Below are 13,733 nucleotides of genomic sequence, written 5' to 3' on the forward strand. Positions count from 1 at the left end.
TCCCCGGCACAGGAGGTCCAAATGAGCAATCGCAAATCGGAACTGGAAACCCTTCGCGCTGATCTGAAAGCGCGGCTGGCAAAGTATGAGGCCCATCAGCACCGGCAGGATGGGGCCCTGGAGAAAGACTCGGAAGAACAGGCCGTCCAGACCCAGAACGACGAGGTGGTGGATTCTCTGGAAACTGAAACCCGCATTGAACTGGCCCAGATAGAACGTGCCCTGGAGCGGCTGGCCAATGGACTGGGGGATGAATGTGAGAGCTGCGGGGAGGAAATAGACCCGCGAAGGTTGCAGGTACTACCCTATACCACGGTATGTGTGAAATGCGCAGACGAATGATCCGGTAAAAAGGAGGCCTGATGTCAGCAGCTGCCAGTTCCGACAATAAACTCGACGGGCTGCCGAAAAGCAGGGTGATCGGGTTGATTCTGGGGCCCCTTTTCCTGCTTATGGTGCTGGTCCTCCCGGCCCCGGAAGGGATGGCGTCCGAGGCCTGGGCAGCGCTGGGGCTGATGCTGCTAATGGCAACCTGGTGGTCCACCGAGGCGATCCCCATTCCCGCCACGGCGCTGATACCGATTGTGCTGATCCCGGCGCTCGGCCTGGGTGGTATCAAGGATGCAACAACACCCTACGCCAACCCCATCATCTTCCTGTTTCTCGGTGGATTTACGCTTGGCCTGGCAATGCAGCGGTGGAACCTGCACCGACGGATTGCCTTACTGACACTGCGTGGTGTGGGTGACAAGCCACGGCGCCAGATTGCCGGATTCATGATCGCCACCGCCTTTTTGAGCATGTGGGTCAGCAATACGGCGACATCGATCATGATGCTACCCATTGGTCTTTCTGTGATTGCAATGATGGACTCTCCCAACCCCGAGGGCGTTCGTCGCTACGCCACAGCCTTACTGCTGGCTATTGCCTATTCCGCCAGTATTGGTGGCATTGCCACGCTGATAGGGACTCCACCCAATGCATTACTGGCAGCCTATCTGAGTGAGAATCAGGGTATCTCCGTGGGTTTTGCCCAGTGGATGCTGCTGGGGGTGCCTGTGTCGCTGGTAATGCTGTCACTGACCTGGTGGTGGCTGACCCGCCAGGATTTCGCGCTGGGTAGTCAGGCCGGCAGTGGCGACATGATCCGGGACGAGCTAAAAGCCCTTGGCGCCTTGCAGAAAGGGGAAAAGCTGGTGGCGCTGGTATTCGTGGTGACAGCAGCGGCCTGGATCTTCCGGCCACTGTTGTCTGATGGGCTGATGCCCTGGCTGAGCGACACCGGCATTGCCATCGCGGCGGCCATCGCCATGTTCCTGATTCCGGTAAACCTGAAAGAGCGCGAATTCGTGCTTGACTGGGAGACCGCCCAGGGGATTCCCTGGGGCGTATTGCTGCTGTTTGGCGGTGGCCTTGCCATGGCAGGAGTGATCAGTAGCTCCGGCCTGGCAGAGTGGATCGCCGAAAGCCTGTCGGTGGCTGGCCATCTGCCGTTCCTGGTGATGATTGCCCTGGTGGTAGGGGTTATTATTTTCCTTACCGAGGTCACCAGCAATACCGCTACGGCGGCGGCATTCCTTCCGTTGCTCGGGGCCCTGGCGATGTCCCAGGAGATGTCGGTTCTGTTACTGACCGTGCCGGCCGCAATTGCCGCCAGTTGCGCTTTCATGATGCCAGTGGCGACTCCGCCCAACGCCATCGTTTTCTCCAGCGGCCACATGAAGATCCAGGATATGATCAGGGCGGGTTTCGCCCTGAATCTTCTCGGCATCGTAGTGGTGACGGCGCTCAGCTACCTACTGCTTGGTCTGGTCTTTACCATCTGACCGGGGCTGTTGTGCGGCCCCGGTTTCATTCTCCCTGAATCTTGCTCAACAGGTCCTTGGCCAGCTCGATGGCCTCGGACCTGTGGCTGATATTCTGCTTCTGGTAGAGGCTGCGGATATGGGTCTTGACCGTGGTCGAGGCCACCTTCAGGTGTTCGGCAATCTGGTCATTGGAAAGGCCGGCATGTATCAGGCTCAGTATCTGCCACTCCCTGCGGGTCAGCGGTGACGTCCGGATCAGTTCGGGCACGTCCGGTCGATCAATGATGTCCTGAATGATGGCCTCATCAAGCGAAATGCGGATGGCACGGCTGAAGTCACGTTGCTGCTGCGCCAGCTGGATCAGACGTTCTGCCCGCTGCAATTCCATGCCGTCGATGGCTTCATCGTTGATCAGCGCTTTAAGGATCACAATCAGAACCTTGCCCATGCGCAGGAAGCTGCCAACCGCACCGGTCGTGCTGGCCAGCTGGAGCGCCGTCACCATATGCCTGAGGGCGTTCTCCCGATCGTCGGTCTTCCAGTACAGCAACGACAGTGCAATGTGATTGCGGTTCAGATCGGTTTTCAGCCCGACCTGCTCGGCGACGGTCTGCAAGCCGGACAGCAGTGGTTGTGCCTTGCTGTAGAGACCAAGGCTCATGTAGGCCCGGGCCCGGTTGCGGCCGTTACACTGGTTGAAGTGGTTGGTGGCGGTGTCAGGATCCACGGGCGGTGCAATGGTCAGCCAGCGCTGGATGGCGTCACGATCCCGCACAGCATCCCAGTAGGCCAGCATGGTGGCGTGGGCATTGGCCACCCAGTCCAGGTGATAGTCACCGGAGGCCAGCATTTTCTGGATCTTGGCAATGTAGTCGGCACAAAGGCTCTGGCGGCCCCGGGCGTGGGCTACCTTGGCCAGCGAGGTATAACTCTGCACGTACCAGCGTTCCCCCTGCGCTTCCAGAATCTCGATGCCTTGCAGGGCGCAGCGCTCGGCGTTCTCCAGATGGTGCCATTCCCACATGATCTGGCTGCGAATGCGGAACAGGAATTCCAGAATCGGAAGGTGGTTGAGGTTGTTTTCCTCAGCATACTGGAAACCACGTTCCTGGATATTATAGGCCTTCTGTAATAGCCCCATGGCCACGCTGATTTCGGATTGCTGGCACAGTGCCCAGATCACGTTCTGGTGGGCCTGGTGGGCCCGCGCAAGGTGCTCGGTTTCCTGCATGCGGGCCAGGGCCTCGTCGAGTTCGCCCTGAACGAACAGGGCTTCCCCGATGACGGAAGCGGCGGCCACCCGGGAGGTGGGCAGGTAGCGGGCCTCCTGGTCTATGGCCTCCTTTGCCAGTGCAAGTGCCCGTTCGCCATCGCCGTAGTTCATGGCTACCTGGGCCCGGATAGCGCTGAATTCACCGTACACCGCCCGCTGGGTGTCCTCGGTCATGGAGGCGGCCAGCCTGGATTCGGCAGCCGACAACCAGTTTTCAACATCATCAAACTGATACTGACCCTGGGCCACCCAGGCGCGGAGCAGGGTCAGTGTAGGGTCCTGGGCAATGATGTCCTGCGGCAGGGCGTCGAGGCAGCGTTGCAGCAGAATGAACTGACCTTCGGTGAAAAACTTGCGCCCGTGGAGGGTCAGTACCCGTGTGATCCGCTCGGGGTCGTCTGCCTCAATGGCATGCCGGGCTGCTTCCTCTGCGTGATCCAGCTCCAGCCAGGCATCGCAGGCACGCTGGTGCAGTTGTTGCCTGTTTTCCTCGGTTGTGCAGCTCAGCAGATGTCGCAGGTAGACGGAGAACAGCGGGTGGTAGCGGAACCACAGGGCGGAGTTGTCCACAGGGGTGATAAACAGCCCCATGGCCAGCAGGCTGCTTAGCAATGCCTGGCCGTCGCTGTCATCCATTACCCGCATGACCATTCGCGCGTTAAAACGGTCCAGTATGCTGGTACGCAACAGGAACTTGCGTTGCTGCTCGGTCAGGCCGTGGCCAACCAGCTCATCAAAATAATCAAAGATATGCTGATTGCCGAACTCCAGTTGATCGACAAAATCGTTGAATTCAAGGCTGGTCATTGCCGAGGCGGACAATAGCTGAAGCGCTGACACCCAGCCCTCAACCCGCCTTACCGCTCTCTCAATACTCTCACGGGAAATCTCGAACGGCAGCCGGCTGTCGAAATAGTGCTGTGCCTCATCGGCACCAAAGGCCAGGTCGCGGGAGGTGATTTCAGCCATTCGGCCCTGCATGCGGAGCTGGGCAACGCCGATGGGGGGAATAGTCCGGGTAATCAGTACCAGCGTCAGGCAGGCCGGCTGATGCCGGAGCAGGAATCGCAATGCATCATGGATGTCCGGGTTGTCGATCAGGTGGTAGTCATCGAGCACCAGGTAAAGCGGGTCTTCATCCAGCGGTAACTCCGCCAGAAGATCTGTGAGAAAGCTCTCCAGATCTTCGAATCCGCTGTCCTGCAGTTTTCGAAGTGTGGCAGGACAGCTTCCGGGCATTGCCACTTCCAGCGCCTTGGCCAGGTAGCCTGCGAATCTCGCCGGGTCATTGTCTCCGACTTCCAGCCGGTACCAGGCGGTGTTTGCTTCAATTGCTCCGAGGCGGTCGGCAACGGTGGTGGTCTTGCCGTAGCCCGCAGGGGCGTGGACCAGTAACAGACTTACCGGCTCAAGACCATGGAGAAGGTCATTGAACTTTTCCCGGTGCAGTAAGGCCGGTGGGGGTTGAGGGCTCTGATTTTTGGCGGCAATGAACGTCAGTTGTCCCGGCTTCAGTGTTGTTGTCATCAGGATCTTCAGTAATGGATGTCAGACAATGGCATTGGATGTGATACCGGCTTTCAACTTCGGCGTCAACTTATCTCTGGTGTGTTCGGGCGGGCATGAACCAGTTCTCAAAACCGGCAGAGAGGGCCCCATCTGCAGCGGCAGATTTGAGGCACAGTTATCTTTAAGGGATTAGCGATTTCGGTATCTTACCGTAACAAGATGTAACTCGGGAAACGTCATGTCTAATAATAACAGGGACTTCGTCTGACCATGCTGCTGGTACTCGCCGGATCCATCCTCACGTTCACCATGGCCCAGGAGGCAGTCATTGTTGAGCCTTATCAGCAGGGCACCATCGTGATTGAGCAGGATTTTGATACCAGCCCCATTGAGCTGAGAACCGACACACGTGTGGAGCCGCTGGTAGAGCAGCAATTCCGCAACATTGTGCGGCAGGCCTATGACTACAGCTGTGGCAGCGCGGCATTGACTACCGTACTCAATTTCTACCTGGGCAGGAACCTCGGGGAGCGGCAGGTTATGGAGGGTTTGCTTCATTATGGAGAAAGCGAGCGCATCGTTCAGCGGCGAGCCTTCTCCATGCTTGATATGAAGCGCCTGGTGACCGCCCTGGGTTATCCGTCCGGGGGCTTCCGCGCCACCATTGATGATCTGATTGACCTGGACCACCCGGCGATCGTCCCCATCCAGCATGCAGGCTTCAAGCATTTTGTGGTGCTGCGAACCATCCGGGACGGTCGGGTATACCTGGCTGACCCGGCGGTCGGCAACATTTCTTTTACGCTTGCCCAGTTCGAGGAAAAGTGGGACGACAATGTGCTTTTCATTGTCTTCCCCGGCAGCGACAAACCACTGGATTACCTTGAGTTGAAGGAAGAGGATTTGCGGTTTGTGGACGACCAGACAATGACGTTGCTGGCGCTTCAGAAGATTCCCGAGTTTCACGAGTCAACGGAACGCCGGATCCGGAACATGCTGGAACGCCAGAAAAACAATCCGGACGGCAGTGTCGAGAATACCAGAAAGCAGCTGTTCTACCGTCGCAATTAACGTGCAGGGCGCAACGCCCCGTACAGGAACCATTACAAGTAAAATAAGGGAGTCAGGATGAATCGTTGGTTAGTGCGAGGTTTTATCCTTTTTTCCGTGACTGGCCTTTACGCAACCACGGCTCTGTCGCAGGAAGGAAACGTAGACCAGGCCAGGGAAGCGCTTGCAAAACAGGAGGGTGACGAAGATTCCTCGAAACAGCTGGAGGAGGTTTTCCAGTCAGCGGAGACCAGCTATTCGTTGCAGAAAAAGGGCACTCACGCGCTCAATTACTCCTTCGATTACTCCTACACCGGCGACCAACGCCTGGACCTGGCGATTACCGACGGCTCCGTTCGTAATCTGGATGTTGTGCCCTCTGCCACACACAGCTTCACCAATGCCTTCTCCTACGATTTTGGTTTGCTGGACAACCTGACAGTGGGTACCCGCATTCCGCTGGTGGTCAAGCATGACACCCAGGATGAACTCAGCGTTTACGATGTGGGTGACATATCCGCCACGGCTCGCTGGCAACCTTTCTCGTATGTGCCAGGGAAGATGTCCACCACGGTTTTCGGGACGTTCACGTCCAAGACCGGCGTCAGTCCCTATGAAATCGATATCGACGAACAGCTATCCACCGGTAGCGGTTATTACTCTCTGGCGGCGGGTGTTAGTGCTTCGAAAGTCCTGGACCCGGTGGTGGTATTCGGCTCCGTCAGTTCAACCTACAACATTCCGGAAACCGACCTGCAGCAGGTAAGGGGTGCTCGGGTACTGGAAGAGATTGAGCCAGGCTTTGGTCTCTCTGCATCTGGCGGCTTCGCCTACTCACTGTCTTACGACATTTCCCTCAGCATCTCGGCGCAACTGAGTTACAGCGACGAAACCATACTTTCCTTCAGTGATGGATCCCAGGCCGTTGCCCAGGACCAGATGAGCGGCTTTCTCAGCATGTCGCTCGGCACCCGTGTGAGTGATACCACCATTGTGAATACCAGTCTTGGTATCGGCCTGACCGAAGACGCACCGGATTTCTCGCTGGGCGTGTCCCTGCCCATCAGATTTTCAGGTCTCAAAGAGTGAATCCAGCCTCTGACGTTTTACGGGAAGGGAAGATTTCATGGGTATAACCAGCCACAAGAAACGGATTGCCGGTGCCATCATGGCGGCCTCGGTGACCTGTGGTGTCGAGGCGCAGCTGGCACAGAACCTGACGATTCACCCAAAGGCCCTGGCACTGGGGAACGCGGTTACAGCAGATCCCCCCGGCATCATGGCCATTCACTACAATCCGGCGGGCCTGACAAAGCTTGATGGTCGTCAGCTTGAAGTGAATCTGATGAGTGTCTATCTGGATATTGATGCGGACTTCCACGCCCCGGAAGGCTATGAAATCTTCGGCATCGATGGCCTGGAGACTGATCCACTGACCGGCAAACAGCGCGACCCGGTTGCCAACAAACACAGTCACACCAACAACGTCGCGCTCTACGTGCCCGGGTTTGGCATACTTCGGACGCCTCCCGGGCCGGCCATTGCTCCCTCTGCCGGTATCAGTATCAATCCCCCGGGTTCGAAACTGACCTTCGGTAATGCCTTTTATCTTCCGCTGGCCGCCGGTTACTATCGTGACAAGGATGACCCGGGCCGCTATATGCCCCAGGCCACAGCCCTTCAGCGTACGACCTATCTGTCCCCCACGGTCGGGTACAAGATCAATGACGAGTGGTCGGTTGGTGCCGGTATCCATCTCTCCCACATGGGCGTTGCGGCCGATCAGTACATGCGTGCCCCGAATATGCTGCTGGGCGTTGCAGAAGTGCTTCAGGATGCCTTCAATTGCGAAAGTGGTGACGAGCCTCTCCAGCCCTGGTTGGCGCTTTGCGGTGGTAATGTCGGGCCCTGGGATGATATCGGTGCACTCAGTATCAATGTCCAGGAAACCCTGTCGCCAACATACGCCCTCGGTGTGATGTGGGAACCGAATGACTGGTTTACCTGGGGCGCCAGTTATACCTCTGAAGCCGACATGAATCTCAAGGGTACCTTCGAGATCGAGTATACCGACGACTGGTCCGGCTTCTGGCAGAGCGTCAATGGTTCGGTTCTGGGTGCTATCACCTCAGCGATACTCAGCCTGCCATCCGGTGCACCCAGGGAGGCGGGTAACGTCTCCATGGATCTGACCTATCCCCAGCATTTCCAGACCGGTATCAGTGTCGACGTTCATCCCAAGCTGACCGTCAACGTGGATGTGGGCTGGACCGATTACAAGCAGTGGGACGCGTTTGTGTTCCGGTTTGATCGCAACCTGGAATTCCTTAACGCCGCGAGGATTCTTTCGCCGGAGAATGCCACCCCCAGCACCCTCAGATTGCCGCTCGGTTTTACCGACCAGTGGAACTGGGGCTTTGGCCTGGAATTCCACGCCTCATCCCGCCTCGATCTTCGAGCGGGTGTGGAAATCCGCGATTCGGTCATTCCTGACGACCAGCGCAGCATCATGGCGCCGTTTGGTGGAGCCAATCTTTACAGTGTCGGAATGGGGTATCAGTGGGACAAGGACACTGAGATCGACATGAACCTGAGCTACCTGCAGTCCATCGAAACCATTCCGGCCAATGGCAGTTGTAACCTTAACTGTGACAATATAACCAATATTATCTACAACCCTTACGCAGGACTGGATGTAAAAACCTCGCTACGGGTTGTGATGGCGGGTCTCAGTTTCCGCACCAAATTCTGACGCGAAAGCGCGTGCAAACAGGGTCATCAGCCCCGATGTATAAACGCCATTTGTTGGTTGTCATTTGTCTGGTCGTCGCCATGGCAGGATGCCAGTCCTCTGGTCCTGACTCGTCAGCAGGCCGCGAGGGCTATTTTACCTGGGTCGATGAGCAGGGCCGGGTACGGCATACGCCGATACCGAAAGCTGCCGACGATGGCGACGAGGAAAATGAAGAAGGGGGCGAAGGAGAAGGCGATACCCGCGAGGATTCAGCGTCGGAAGAGGTCGACGATGAATTCAACCTGGAAAACTACCCTGACGGCAACCAGCTGGAAAAAGACGGTTATATCCGTCCGGGCGAACCCCAGCCCTATTTCACCTGGCGGGATGCCGAAGGTAACTTCCGTGTCAGCTACTACCAGCCGGATACCCGATCCGCCGTCGAAAAGGGGCGTATCAAACCGCCAGTTCAGCTGACTCAGGCCAGCATACACCAGCCAGGGGAAAAGTCCGGGGGCACCGGCCTGCCAGAGGGCGCTGATCCCGAAGCCATGGCGGTGCTGGCCATGGAGCCGGACACTGAATCCTTCTTTGCACAATGGTCCCGTCAGTGTTGCCGGAACCTGGACAAGACAGAGACGGAGGAGTGGCAGCAGGGAAGGGAGTTTGGCATTGATATGGACGAAACAGCGCCGGTGCACTCGTTCAGTACCGGTGACAGCCCGTATCGACTGGTAAGGTTACCATCAGCGGAAACGCACAACGATTTTATTCTTCACCTCAGATCGTTTGCCAACGACGGGGTTTTTGTTCCCTCCGTTGCTTTTCTGGATGCGTCCTTTGAACCATCCCGTATCGTAACCGATCTGGTTGCGGAGTATGTGCCGGAATCCTGGCACAGTCTCGGCTATCTCCAGGCCTATATACCGGTATTTCCCGCCCGGGGCGAGCGCTGGATGGTTATCTTCACGCGCGACGACGACCTGGCGGGGCAAACCGTTTTCGAGGGAAAATACGGGCCTGAGGCGATTCCTCACACCCGTACCGGCGAGCTGGGCCTTTCAAGGGAAGGCGAGTAGGCGGGAGACTAGTCTTCCGGCTTACTCAGATCCAGCCATTGCTGCGACAGCCAGTAAAAACTGCCATCCGGGGCGGGATGGGTGCAGTTGTAGCGAAAACGACGGCTGTTGAAACTGTCGGGGGCCTTGAGCATGACCTGGTCCCCGGAAACCTCAAAATCCACACGCCCCTGTCCGGACGCAAAGCAGGTCAGCCGGTCTGTGCTTATGGATTCCGGGACGGGGAACGACAGTGTTGGTGGATTCTCTTCGATAACGCCATCAGGAAGTTCGTTGGCATCGACCGGTAGCGCCTTGCTACGAAGTTTGTTCTCAAGGCTGTTGAGCTGCCCGTAGGCATTGGCCATAGGAAACCGGGGCAGGCGGGTGGCGCCGGATGTGGCGCCGATGGCACCGGACTGCTGGCCGTAGCCAAGCCATCCACGCTCCGTGATCTTGCCCTCAAGGGCTTCGTCAAATTCCCCATAGGGGTAGGCGAACATCGGAACGTCAATGCCAAGCCTGTCTGCGAGGGTTTCCTGCGCGGTGTCCAGGCTGCTTTCCACGCGCTGCGCCCAGGCGGCCTTGCTTTCATCCGGACGCCTCGCCAGGTGGCCGTGGTCTTCGCTGTGGTTGGCGATGGTCACGCTGTCTTTGTCAAGCACCTCCTCAAGTTGGTCCCAGGTCATGTAGCCATGGCTGCCTATGGCATCGGTATTCACAAATATCGTGTAAGGGTAACCCCGCTTTTCGAGCTCTGGTATCGCGCTGGAATAGACGGATTCGTAGGCATCGTCAAAGGTGATGGCAATCTGTTTGCGATCATCCAGCTTGCCGTTTAGAGCCGCGCGGGTTCCGGACTCCAGGGGCACAACCTCGATTCCCAGCTCATCGATCATGTCCATCTGGCCCTCGAACAGAGAGACTGAGGTGCTGGTGGATGGCGGTGTGGAATCACTGACATGATGATACTGGAGCACCACGAGATCGGCTTTCGCGCTCAGGGCAAAGCCGGCAAGGGATGCCATCAGAAGTGATCGGGTCATCATTCGTTTTACCATTGTGTCGTCCTCTGTGATCCGGGTAGTCGCAAACGTCAGGTCCTGAAATGGGCCTTCAACACAGAAAAAGCCTGGTTGAGGTGTTGAATGGCTTCGGTTTCACCGCCGCGGTCCGGATGGGCATGCATCACCGCCCTGCGAAACCTTTGTTTCACCTCGTCAAAGCCTGTCGGAATGCTATCAAAGCCAAGGGTGGCTGCAGCATCCCGGGTTTCTGCAAGTTCCGGCCGATACCCGCTGCGTCCGGCCCAGAAGTCGTCCATCATCCGGTTTATGGATTCTTCGGGCATCTCGTATTTGGACAGATCCAGGTAGAAATGCCTCAGCTCGTCCGCCTGGTCGGGCAACCCCGTGCCGGCCACAATGGTGCTCGGCCGGAGCCGGATTACCAGGGGCGAAATGCTCAGCGTCTCCCCGCCAGGGGCAAGCTGGTCACGGAGACGGTAAAGTACGTGGAAGAGCAGAAAATGCACCGGATAGAGTTTATCCGGCTCCGCGAAATTTACGGTGCCGATCAACTCCCAGGGCGCCCTCTGCAGTGTCTTGATGAGCCCGAGCTCATTCATTCCGGCAGGGTTCTGCCGGAGTATGTGTTCGGTGGCAACCAACAGATGCTGAATCTGGAAATTCAGTTTGTCGTCCTGTGCGTCGGAACGGGGCGTTTGGGTGGTATGTGCTGCCGTGTCAGGTTGAGTCATTCCGTCATGGTATGTGACGGGGCGCCATTACGGAAGAGGGGGTCGAGTCGCAGCCCGTTGAGAAACAGGTTGGTGGCAAACCGGGTGGCCTTTCTGGCCTCGGCCTCAGCCTCGTCGGGATTGCTGTGGGCACGATGGGCAAGACGCAGGCTGAGTTCGTAGCCGACACCGAAAAAGGCTGCGCACAGGTATTCCTGGTCAAGGTCCGGAAGCAGGCCCTGCTCGACTGCGCCTTTGACGTCTTCCTCAAGTGAAACCATCGTGAGCCCGAGAATGTCTGAGCCGAACAGCTCCCGGATCGCACGGTCGTTGTGGTGGGCGAGCTCATACACCAGGGGGTCGCTGGCGGTGGCTTTGAACAGTGCAAAATAGGCAGAGTAAATGAATTCATCTGCCGACCCGGCAGCCTGCCTGCTTTCGGTAAGATTATGATTGAGCCGGGCAAGAAAATCCGTCAACAGGGCCGCGAAGATGTCCTGCTTGCTGGAAAAATAATTGTAGAAGGTTCCGGCAGCCAGACCGGTGCGGCGTACGATATCGCGGATGGTGGAATTGTCATAGCCACGTTCCCGGAAGCACTCCCGGGCCGCACCCAGTATGGCCTTGCGGTTACGAATACGGTTGAATTCCCGCTTGCCGGGGGTTTCCTTTTTTGTCTCTGACATATCCATGTCTGTATCCTGTCCCTGGAACATTTGCACGCGTATAATCCGACGCTCACTGACCCTATGAACGACGTTTATCTATGTCCGAAGCAATCACTGCCAACTCCGAAGCTGTCCTGACCTCTGAAGCAGAGCGCAGGCAAAAACTGGAATTCAATAAGCTGCAGAAGCGCCTGCGCCGCGAAATGGGGCAGGCAATTGCTGATTTCTCGATGATTGAAGCCGGCGATAAAGTCATGTGCTGCCTGTCGGGCGGCAAGGACTCTTACGCCATGCTCGATATTCTGCTGAACCTGCAGAAAAGCGCACCGGTGCGCTTTGAACTGATCGCCGTGAACCTGGACCAGAAACAACCGGGGTTCCCGGAGGAAGTGCTCCCGGAGTATCTGTCGGCACTCGGTATCGAGTATCACATCATCGAGAAAGACACTTACAGTATTGTTAAGGAAAAAGTGCCGGAAGGGAAGACCACCTGCGGACTTTGTTCCCGTCTACGTCGCGGAATTCTTTATAATTTTGCGGAAGAACACGGTGTGACAAAGATTGCGCTGGGTCACCACCGGGATGATCTGCTGGAAACCCTGTTCCTGAATATGTTCTACGGCGGCAAGCTCAAGTCCATGCCACCGGTGCTGCACAGTGATGACGGCCGCAATACAGTTATCCGGCCACTGGCCTACAGCCGTGAGAAAGACATAGCCCGGTACGCCAGACTGCGGGAGTTCCCGATCATCCCGTGTAACCTCTGTGGCTCTCAGGAGAACCTGCAACGACAGGTGATCAAGGATATGTTCCAGACCTGGGACAAGCAGCACCCGGGACGGCTGGAGACCATGTTCCGCGCCATGTGCAATGTGGAGCCATCCCACCTTGCCGATACCGCTCTTTACGATTTTCGTGAGGGTTCCCGGCGCCCGGACGGTGGTCAGGCGGTCGGGACCGTTGAGCCGGAAGCCCCGGATTTCGGGCGCCTGGACGTGCTCAATATCTGACTAATGCATCATCGCGGTGATCGGCAGCGTCCAGACCCCGAAGCCAATCAGCAGCAACCCGGCAAACTGCCGGAAATGCCTCTGTTCCCGAAGTTTGCGAATCCAGGTGGCCGCGTACCCGGTTGCCAGCATGGAGGGCAGGGTGCCCAGGCCAAAAAACATCATGGTGGCAGCGGCACTGCCCACGGTTGGCTGCAAGGCTGCCCACCCCAGCGTACTGTAAACCAGACCGCACGGTAACCAGCCCCAGAGCGCTCCCAGCGCCAATGCCTGCCGAACGTGGTGTACCGGCAGCACATGTCTGGTAAGTGGAGAGAGGCGTTTCCAGATCGGCGCGCCGACGCGTTCCACATAGCGGATACCCTGCCACCACTGCCCCATGGAAAGCCCCATCAGAATAAGCAGTATGCCCGCGAGAGTTCGCAGAACCGGCCCCAATTGCGTCCAGTAGCCAGCCGCACTGGTGCTGAGCAGGGCAATCAACGCCGCAATCAGTGTATAGCTGCCAATACGGCCACCGTTGAAGGCCAACAGCAGGAAGGTCTGGCGAAGGCGGAACCCCTTGCCGACGGGCAGGGCCATGGAGAGAGACGCGCTGATTCCGCCACACATACTCAGGCAATGCGTGCTGCCCAGCAGTCCGATCAGGAAGGCACTGGAATAACTCAGGTAAAGTTCTTCACCCATCAGGAGGTCTGGTCTTCTCCGGATTGCTTCCCGGGCTGCTTTGCGTCGTCCGGAATCTTGTCGTTGTCGTCATCATAGAGGATGCGATGCGCCGGCCCGTCCAGATCATCATACTGACCGTTCTTCACGGCCCAGGAAAACAGGACAATGCCAAGGGCTACGAGGACCAGCATGACCGGAACCAGGATCATTACGATT

General features: G+C 57.4%; 13 protein-coding genes. 7 read left to right on the forward strand and 6 right to left on the reverse strand.

Annotated elements, in window-relative coordinates; all coding sequences use genetic code 11:
• Nucleotides 1-21: 21 nt before the first annotated feature.
• Nucleotides 22-342 (forward strand): TraR/DksA family transcriptional regulator, encoded by a 321-nt coding sequence (locus QPL94_RS11060; RefSeq protein ID WP_137434805.1) that lies wholly within the window; start codon nt 22-24, stop codon nt 340-342.
• A 20-nt stretch (nt 343-362) separates the two neighbouring features.
• Nucleotides 363-1,826 carry an SLC13 family permease gene (locus tag QPL94_RS11065; protein ID WP_285357342.1) on the forward strand — a complete coding sequence of 488 codons (1,464 nt, stop codon included), beginning with the start codon at nt 363-365 and terminating at the stop codon, nt 1,824-1,826.
• Nucleotides 1,827-1,851: 25 nt separating this feature from the next.
• On the opposite strand, the gene malT is transcribed toward QPL94_RS11065, so the two are convergent.
• Nucleotides 1,852-4,608, reverse strand: coding sequence for an HTH-type transcriptional regulator MalT (malT, locus tag QPL94_RS11070; protein ID WP_285357343.1), 2,757 nt, complete (start codon nt 4,606-4,608; stop codon nt 1,852-1,854).
• Between the two features lie 252 nt (nt 4,609-4,860).
• Here malT and QPL94_RS11075 point away from each other — a divergent pair, with 252 nt between their 5' ends.
• From QPL94_RS11075 to QPL94_RS11090, 4 genes are read left to right on the forward strand one after another with little or no spacing between them, the layout of a single operon-like run.
• Complete coding sequence (locus QPL94_RS11075; protein ID WP_285357345.1) at nt 4,861-5,661, forward strand: C39 family peptidase; 801 nt, start codon at nt 4,861-4,863, stop codon at nt 5,659-5,661.
• Between the two features lie 57 nt (nt 5,662-5,718).
• Nucleotides 5,719-6,729 carry a transporter gene (locus tag QPL94_RS11080; RefSeq protein ID WP_285357347.1) on the forward strand — a complete coding sequence of 337 codons (1,011 nt, stop codon included), beginning with the start codon at nt 5,719-5,721 and terminating at the stop codon, nt 6,727-6,729.
• A gap of 37 nt (nt 6,730-6,766) precedes the next feature.
• Nucleotides 6,767-8,392 carry an OmpP1/FadL family transporter gene (locus QPL94_RS11085; protein WP_285357348.1) on the forward strand — a complete coding sequence of 542 codons (1,626 nt, stop codon included), beginning with the start codon at nt 6,767-6,769 and terminating at the stop codon, nt 8,390-8,392.
• Between the two features lie 35 nt (nt 8,393-8,427).
• Entirely contained in the window at nt 8,428-9,453 is a 1,026-nt protein-coding gene (locus QPL94_RS11090; protein ID WP_285357350.1) for a MalM family protein, read from the forward strand.
• 8 nt (nt 9,454-9,461) lie between these two features.
• Here the strand turns inward: QPL94_RS11090 and QPL94_RS11095 are convergent, their stop codons facing one another.
• Genes QPL94_RS11095 through QPL94_RS11105 form a run of 3 tightly spaced genes read right to left on the reverse strand, consistent with a single transcriptional unit; the run spans nt 9,462 to nt 11,856 of the window.
• Nucleotides 9,462-10,478: a polysaccharide deacetylase family protein gene (locus tag QPL94_RS11095; protein ID WP_502881543.1), complete on the reverse strand. Its 1,017-nt coding sequence runs from the start codon at nt 10,476-10,478 to the stop codon at nt 9,462-9,464.
• Nucleotides 10,479-10,528: 50 nt separating this feature from the next.
• Complete coding sequence (locus QPL94_RS11100) at nt 10,529-11,191, reverse strand: DNA-J related domain-containing protein (RefSeq protein WP_285357353.1); 663 nt, start codon at nt 11,189-11,191, stop codon at nt 10,529-10,531.
• Nucleotides 11,188-11,856, reverse strand: a complete 669-nt coding sequence (locus QPL94_RS11105) for a TetR/AcrR family transcriptional regulator (RefSeq protein WP_285357355.1) — start codon at nt 11,854-11,856, stop codon at nt 11,188-11,190. Before QPL94_RS11105 ends, QPL94_RS11100 begins: the two co-directional genes overlap by 4 nt.
• 80 nt (nt 11,857-11,936) lie before the next feature.
• Here QPL94_RS11105 and ttcA point away from each other — a divergent pair, with 80 nt between their 5' ends.
• Complete coding sequence (gene ttcA / locus QPL94_RS11110; RefSeq protein ID WP_285357357.1) at nt 11,937-12,848, forward strand: tRNA 2-thiocytidine(32) synthetase TtcA; 912 nt, start codon at nt 11,937-11,939, stop codon at nt 12,846-12,848.
• Here the strand turns inward: ttcA and QPL94_RS11115 are convergent, their stop codons facing one another.
• Together QPL94_RS11115 and ccoS are read right to left on the reverse strand one after the other, a co-directional pair.
• Nucleotides 12,849-13,535, reverse strand: coding sequence for a sulfite exporter TauE/SafE family protein (locus QPL94_RS11115; protein ID WP_285357359.1), 687 nt, complete (start codon nt 13,533-13,535; stop codon nt 12,849-12,851). It lies immediately after the preceding gene.
• On the reverse strand, nt 13,535-13,726 hold the full coding sequence (ccoS, locus tag QPL94_RS11120) for a cbb3-type cytochrome oxidase assembly protein CcoS (RefSeq protein ID WP_285357909.1): 192 nt from the start codon (nt 13,724-13,726) through the stop codon (nt 13,535-13,537). Before ccoS ends, QPL94_RS11115 begins: the two co-directional genes overlap by 1 nt.
• Between the last annotated feature and the right edge of the window lie 7 nt (nt 13,727-13,733).

The organism is Marinobacter sp. SS13-12 (assembly GCF_030227115.1).
GTDB lineage: Bacteria > Pseudomonadota > Gammaproteobacteria > Pseudomonadales > Oleiphilaceae > Marinobacter.

Bases quoted from the DNA above. Each gene is read 5' to 3' on its own strand.
- QPL94_RS11105 (WP_285357355.1), bottom strand. From the start codon at position 11,856: ATGTCAGAGACAAAAAAGGAAACCCCCGGCAAGCGGGAATTCAACCGT.
- QPL94_RS11065 (WP_285357342.1), top strand. From the start codon at position 363: ATGTCAGCAGCTGCCAGTTCCGACAATAAACTCGACGGGCTGCCGAAA.
- malT (WP_285357343.1), bottom strand. From the start codon at position 4,608: ATGACAACAACACTGAAGCCGGGACAACTGACGTTCATTGCCGCCAAA.
- QPL94_RS11080 (WP_285357347.1), top strand. From the start codon at position 5,719: ATGAATCGTTGGTTAGTGCGAGGTTTTATCCTTTTTTCCGTGACTGGC.
- QPL94_RS11115 (WP_285357359.1), bottom strand. From the start codon at position 13,535: ATGGGTGAAGAACTTTACCTGAGTTATTCCAGTGCCTTCCTGATCGGA.
- ttcA (WP_285357357.1), top strand. From the start codon at position 11,937: ATGTCCGAAGCAATCACTGCCAACTCCGAAGCTGTCCTGACCTCTGAA.
- QPL94_RS11060 (WP_137434805.1), top strand. From the start codon at position 22: ATGAGCAATCGCAAATCGGAACTGGAAACCCTTCGCGCTGATCTGAAA.
- QPL94_RS11100 (WP_285357353.1), bottom strand. From the start codon at position 11,191: ATGACTCAACCTGACACGGCAGCACATACCACCCAAACGCCCCGTTCC.
- QPL94_RS11075 (WP_285357345.1), top strand. From the start codon at position 4,861: ATGCTGCTGGTACTCGCCGGATCCATCCTCACGTTCACCATGGCCCAG.
- QPL94_RS11090 (WP_285357350.1), top strand. From the start codon at position 8,428: ATGTATAAACGCCATTTGTTGGTTGTCATTTGTCTGGTCGTCGCCATG.
- QPL94_RS11095 (WP_502881543.1), bottom strand. From the start codon at position 10,478: ATGACCCGATCACTTCTGATGGCATCCCTTGCCGGCTTTGCCCTGAGC.
- ccoS (WP_285357909.1), bottom strand. From the start codon at position 13,726: ATGATCCTGGTTCCGGTCATGCTGGTCCTCGTAGCCCTTGGCATTGTC.
- QPL94_RS11085 (WP_285357348.1), top strand. From the start codon at position 6,767: ATGGGTATAACCAGCCACAAGAAACGGATTGCCGGTGCCATCATGGCG.